Raw genomic sequence first — 5,363 nt, 5'->3', positions numbered from 1 at the left:
GATCACCGACCGGGGCTCTGACGTGTCGTACGGCGGCGAAGCCAATACTGTGGGCACCGAGGAGGCCTCAGATGGCGAAGCGGTACGAGAAGGTCGACTTCGTACGCGGGCAGCGCCGGCGAGCCGAGCGAAGCAATCTTCGCCACCAGTGGGAGAAGGACCGGGCGCGCGCGGATCTGAGGGAGCGCGGCAGCAGGGGCGCCACCGAGCGGGACACGGGCCTCGGCACCGAGCAACTGGCGTTCCACGCCGAGTACGAGCGGATCGAGGCGCCCCAGGAGCTCGCCGTGGCGCTGGGCATCGAGCCGGGCGCCGCCGTACTCAAACGGACGTACCGCACGCGCAGTGTCGACGAGGGCGAGCCGTTGAACATCGCCCGGTCCTACATTCCGTACGAGGTGGCGCAGAAGAACCCCGAACTGCTCGACCAGACCCAGGAGCCGTGGCCCGGCGGGACCATGCACCAGCTCTTCACGGTGGGGATCGAGGTCGTGCGCGTCGAGGAGGTCGTGACCGCGCGTCCGCCCACGGTGGAGGAGGCCGAGGAACTCGGTCTGGTGCCGGGTGTGGCGGTGCTGGACGTCCGGAAGACCCTCCACGATCCGAACGGGCGGATCGTGGAGGTGGCGGACGTCGTGCTGCCCGGTGACCGCTACACCGTCAAGTGTGTGACCCAGCTGGAAAGGTGGTGACCGGTCGTTTGACGAACATCGTGTCGGTGATCACACCGGTTCACGGGCCGAGCGCCCGGTACCTCGTCGACGCCCACGCCTCGCTCACCCGGCAGGAGATGCCTCCCGGCTGGGACTGGGAGTGGGTCGTCCAGGAGGACGGCGAGACGGGCGACGTACGGCCGCACGTCCCCGACGACCCGCGCATCAGCTTCCAGCAGGGAAGGCGGGGGCGCGCCGGCATGGCCCGCACGATGGCGCTCGCCCGTGCCCGTGGCGACTTCGTCAAGGTGCTGGACGCGGACGACATGCTCACGCCCGGCGCACTGCTGCGCGACATCGAGGCCCTGGCCGGCCACGACGGCATCGCGTGGACGACCTCCCGAGTGCTCGACCTGCTTCCGGACGGATCGACCGTCGGGTTCGAGGGCGACCCGCCGCCCGGCCCCATCGCACGGGGCGCCGTCCTCGAACGGTGGCGGACGCACGACTACCGGGCGCAGGTCCACCCGGCGACACTGTGCGCCCGCCGCGACCTCGTGACGGCGCTGGGGGGATGGATGGCTCTCCCCTCGTCCGAGGACACGGGACTGCTGATGGCACTGAACGCGGTGAGCACCGGATGGTTCATCGAGGAGTGCGGGCTGCTGTACCGGAAGTGGCCCGGGCAGACGACCGCGCAGAGCGCGCATCACCACGACGCCGAGCGGCGCGCCCGTATGAAGGTGATCGAGGAACGCGCCGAGGCCCTCGCGAAGCTCAGCACCTGGCATCCGTGACCGCGCCCGCGAGGCCGGGCCGCTGCCGCCGTCGGCCGTCCGCCGGCTACAGCGGCTTGGCGAAGCACATGCTCGACTCGTACTCCCGGTAGTAGCCGAACTTGGCGCAGGGCTCGTAGCCGCTGGAGGCGTACAGCGCGATGGCCTCCGGCTGCTGGTCGCCGGTCTCCAGGACCATCCGGACACGGCCGGCGGCACGGGCGTCGGCCTCCAGCTCGGCGAGCATGCGGCGGGCCAGGCCCCGGCCGCGCATGGACTCGATCACGTACATCCGCTTCAGTTCGGCGTCGCCGTCCTCGTTGCCCTCGGCGTTCTTGTCCTGGCTGCGCCAGCCACCCGTGGCGACGGGGGTGCCGTCCTCGTCGTAGGCGATCAGGTACACACCGTTCGGCGGCCGGAAGTCGTCCGGCTCCAGCAGTGTGGCGTCGCCTCCGTCGCCGTAGCGCACGTGGTACTCGGCCTGGACCTCGTCGTTCAGCTTGACGGCGTCCGGGTGGTCGAAGGGCACAGGGCGGAAAATCATGTTAGGCACCGTATATCAATGCAGTCCCCCAAGGGGGAGTCGGTAACAGGAGAGTGCGCGGGCGGTCTCTTACGAGGCCCCGTCCAGTGTGCCGGTAAAGTGCCCGGGTGCTGACTGTGACCTCCGCCAATGTGAACGGGCTGCGTGCCGCCGCCAAGAAGGGCTTCGTGGAGTGGCTCGCGGGGACCGGGGCCGACGTGCTGTGCCTGCAGGAGGTGCGCGCCGAGCCGCACCAGCTGCCCGAGCACGTGCGCACGCCCGATGGCTGGCACGTGGTGCACGCGCCCGCCGCCGCCAAGGGCCGCGCGGGCGTCTCGATCTACAGCCGGCGCGAGCCCGACCGCGTCCGGGTGGGCTTCGGTTCGGCCGAGTTCGACACCAGCGGACGGTACGTCGAGGTCGATCTGCCCGGTGTCACGGTGGCCAGTCTGTACCTGCCCTCCGGCGAGGTCGGCACCGAACGGCAGGACGAGAAGATCCGCTTCATGGGCGAGTTCCTCGCCCACCTCAAGGAAGTGCGCGAACGCGCCGCCGCCGACGGCCGCGAGGTACTCGTCTGCGGTGACTGGAACATCGCCCACCAGCGGGCTGACCTGAAGAACTGGCGCGGCAACACCAAGAACTCCGGCTTCCTGCCGGAGGAACGGGAGTGGCTGACCACAGTCCTCAGCCCCGGGGCCGGCGGCTATGTCGACGTCGTACGGGACCTGCACCCGGACGCCGAGGGGCCGTACAGCTGGTGGTCCTACCGGGGCCGCGCTTTCGACAACGACTCGGGATGGCGCATCGACTACCACGTGGCCACGCCCGGCCTCGCGGCCAAGGCCGTCAAGGGTTTCGTGGAGCGGGCGGCCACCCATGCCGAACGGTGGTCGGACCACGCCCCGGTGACGGTCGTGTACGACCTCTAGAAGGCTGGGCGTCAGGGCTGCTTGCGCAACCGCCGGTCCAGGGCCATCGACAGTTCCGCCTCCACCACGCTCTTCGCCAGGGGGCGCAAACGGTGGATGTCGTCCTCGGGGGCGTGGCGGGTGACCAGGTCGGTGAACAACTCGGCCAGGGCGTCGGCGTGTTCGCGGACGCGGTGGGCGGCGGCGAGGACCTCGGCGAGCGGGATGCCCTCGCGGACCAGGGCGGCGGAGACGTCCAGCAGCCGGCGGCTGATGTGGACGATCTCGTCGCCGTCGGTGCCGAGGTAGCCGAGTTCCAGGGCGGCGGCCAGGTTCTCGGCGGTGACCTCGCCCGCGAAGTGGTCGGCGAGTTCCTCCGGGGTCAGGCGGACCGGGGTCTCCTCGGTGGGGGCGCCCAGGCCCAGCAGTTCGCCGACGTCGCGGCCGTGGTCGAAGGCCTCGGCCAGTTCGGCGATGCCGTTCAGGGTGTGGCCGCGTTCCAGCAGGGCCGAGATGGTGCGCAGCCGGGCCAGGTGGTGGTCGTCGTACCAGGCGATACGGCCCTCGCGGCGGGGCGGCGGGATCAGCTTGCGCTCGCGGTAGAAGCGCAGGGTGCGCACGGTGATGCCGGCCAGCCGGGCCAGCTCCTCCATGCGGTACTCGCGTGGGCTCCCGCCTCGTCCGTCGCGTCGTCCAGCGTCTTCTGCCACAGCGGAAGCCTATGTTGTACCGCCGGTAACTTTCCCGGCGCGACCCCTACCCATCAGTACGGAGCTCCTCTACGCTCCTCATTGCGCCAGTGGTCACTGGCAGAGTCGCTGGAAGCTGGACACGCGTCGCGGCACGCGGATCACGCGAGTCCGAGTCATGGAGGGGCGCTCAATGGCCGAGCAGGAGCACGAGCACGTACGGGTGGCGGTGATCGGGTCCGGATTCGGCGGGCTGGGCGCCGCCGTGCGGCTGCGCCGGGAGGGGATCACCGACTTCGTCGTCCTCGAACGGGCCGACAGCGTCGGCGGCACCTGGCGCGACAACAGCTATCCGGGGTGCGCCTGCGACGTGCCCTCCCACCTCTACTCCTTCTCCTTCGCCCCCAACCCCGAGTGGCCGCGCACCTTCTCCGGGCAGCGGCACATCCGTGCCTACCTGGAGCACGTCGCCGACGTCTTCCGGCTCCGCCCGCACATCCGCTTCAACTCCGAGGTCAAGAGGATGACCTGGAACACGGAGCTGCTGCGCTGGGACATCGAGACGACCGGCGCGAACCTCTCCGCCGACGTCGTGGTCTCCGCCACCGGGCCGCTGTCCGACCCGAAGATCCCGGACATCCCGGGCCTGGAATCCTTCCCCGGCAAGGTCTTCCACTCCGCCCGCTGGGACCACGACTACGACCTCGCCGGCAAGCGGGTCGCCATGGTCGGCACCGGTGCGTCCGCCATCCAGATCGTGCCGTCCATCCAGCCCGAGGTCTCCCGCCTCACCCTCTTCCAGCGCACCCCGCCGTGGGTGATGCCCCGCGTCGACCGCGCCATCAGCGGGGTGGAACGCTCGCTGCACCGGGCGCTGCCGCTCACCACCCAGCTGCGCCGCGGGCTGCTGTGGGGCATCCGGGAGCTGCAGGTCCAGGCGTTCACCAAGCACCCCGACGAACTCGGCTTCGTCGAGCAGTTGGCCAAGCGCAACATGGCCCGTGCCATCAAGGACCCGGCGCTGCGCGCCAAGCTCACCCCGGACTACCGCATCGGCTGCAAGCGGATCCTGCTGTCCAGCGCCTACTATCCGGCGCTCGCGCAGGACAACGTGGACGTGGTGGCGAGCGGCCTCGGTGAGATCCGCGGCTCGACCGTCGTCGCCGCCGACGGCACCGAGGCCGAGGTCGACGCGATCATCTTCGGTACGGGCTTCCACGTCACCGACATGCCGATCGCCGAGCGGGTCGTCGGCGCGGACGGCCGTACGCTCGCCGAGACCTGGGAGGACGGCATGGCCGCGCTGCGCGGCGCCAGTGCGGCCGGCTTCCCGAACTGGATGACGATCATCGGTCCCAACACCGGCCTCGGCAACTCCTCGATGATCCTGATGATCGAGTCCCAGCTGAACTACATGGCCGACTACCTGCGGCAGTTGAACGTCCTCGGTGGCCGGGTCGCCCTCGACGCCCGCCCGAGCGCCGTGAACGCCTGGAACCGCAAGGTGCAGGAGCGCATGAAGCGGACCGTGTGGAACACCGGTGGCTGCACCAGCTGGTACCTGGACGCCAACGGCCGCAACACCACCGTCTGGCCCGGTACGACGACCGAGTTCCGCCGCGCCACGCGGCGGGTGGACCTCGCGGAGTACCAGGTCGTCCGGGCGCCCGCCGGGAAGAACATCGAGGCGAGCGCCGATGTGAGCGCCGATGTGAGCGCCGGCGTGAGTGCCGGGGCGAGCGCCGAGGTGCAGGCGGAGGTGGTGGAGGCGTGAGCCGTCCGACCCCCGTCTCCTCCGCCCCGTACGCGCC

Annotated in this window: 6 protein-coding genes; 4 read left to right on the top strand and 2 right to left on the bottom strand. The window is 70.5% G+C overall.

Annotated features, from left to right (window positions below):
- The first annotated feature begins 71 nt into the window (after positions 1-71).
- Both BZY54_RS46560 and BZY54_RS46555 read left to right on the top strand, forming a co-directional pair.
- Complete coding sequence (locus BZY54_RS46560) at positions 72-692, top strand: UTRA domain-containing protein (RefSeq protein WP_086731369.1); 621 nt, start codon at positions 72-74, stop codon at positions 690-692.
- 8 nt (positions 693-700) lie between these two features.
- Positions 701-1,450 (top strand): glycosyltransferase family 2 protein, encoded by a 750-nt coding sequence (locus BZY54_RS46555; RefSeq protein ID WP_086731370.1) that lies wholly within the window; start codon positions 701-703, stop codon positions 1,448-1,450.
- A gap of 46 nt (positions 1,451-1,496) precedes the next feature.
- On the opposite strand, the gene BZY54_RS46550 is transcribed toward BZY54_RS46555, so the two are convergent.
- A complete protein-coding gene (locus BZY54_RS46550; protein ID WP_086731368.1) occupies positions 1,497-1,973 on the bottom strand; it encodes a GNAT family N-acetyltransferase in 477 nt (158 codons plus the stop codon).
- Between the two features lie 107 nt (positions 1,974-2,080).
- Between BZY54_RS46550 and BZY54_RS46545 the strand changes: the two genes are divergently transcribed.
- Complete coding sequence (locus BZY54_RS46545; RefSeq protein ID WP_086731367.1) at positions 2,081-2,884, top strand: exodeoxyribonuclease III; 804 nt, start codon at positions 2,081-2,083, stop codon at positions 2,882-2,884.
- An 11-nt stretch (positions 2,885-2,895) separates the two neighbouring features.
- On the opposite strand, the gene BZY54_RS46540 is transcribed toward BZY54_RS46545, so the two are convergent.
- The gene (locus BZY54_RS46540) at positions 2,896-3,516 is read right to left on the bottom strand and encodes a MerR family transcriptional regulator (RefSeq protein WP_086731366.1); all 621 of its coding nucleotides are present in this window, start codon (positions 3,514-3,516) and stop codon (positions 2,896-2,898) included.
- 229 nt (positions 3,517-3,745) lie between these two features.
- On the opposite strand from BZY54_RS46540, the gene BZY54_RS46535 reads away from it, so the two are divergent.
- The gene (locus BZY54_RS46535) at positions 3,746-5,326 is read left to right on the top strand and encodes a flavin-containing monooxygenase (protein WP_086731365.1); all 1,581 of its coding nucleotides are present in this window, start codon (positions 3,746-3,748) and stop codon (positions 5,324-5,326) included.
- Positions 5,327-5,363 lie beyond the last annotated feature (37 nt).

The organism is Streptomyces carpinensis (assembly GCF_002154505.1).
Taxonomy (GTDB): domain Bacteria; phylum Actinomycetota; class Actinomycetes; order Streptomycetales; family Streptomycetaceae; genus Streptomyces; species Streptomyces carpinensis.
This window is presented reverse-complemented; position numbering and strand designations above follow the sequence as displayed.

Coding starts and splice junctions, on each gene's coding strand:
- BZY54_RS46560 (WP_086731369.1), top strand. CDS start 72: ATGGCGAAGCGGTACGAGAAGGTCGACTTCGTACGCGGGCAGCGCCGG.
- BZY54_RS46550 (WP_086731368.1), bottom strand. CDS start 1,973: ATGATTTTCCGCCCTGTGCCCTTCGACCACCCGGACGCCGTCAAGCTG.
- BZY54_RS46540 (WP_086731366.1), bottom strand. CDS start 3,516: ATGGAGGAGCTGGCCCGGCTGGCCGGCATCACCGTGCGCACCCTGCGC.
- BZY54_RS46535 (WP_086731365.1), top strand. CDS start 3,746: ATGGCCGAGCAGGAGCACGAGCACGTACGGGTGGCGGTGATCGGGTCC.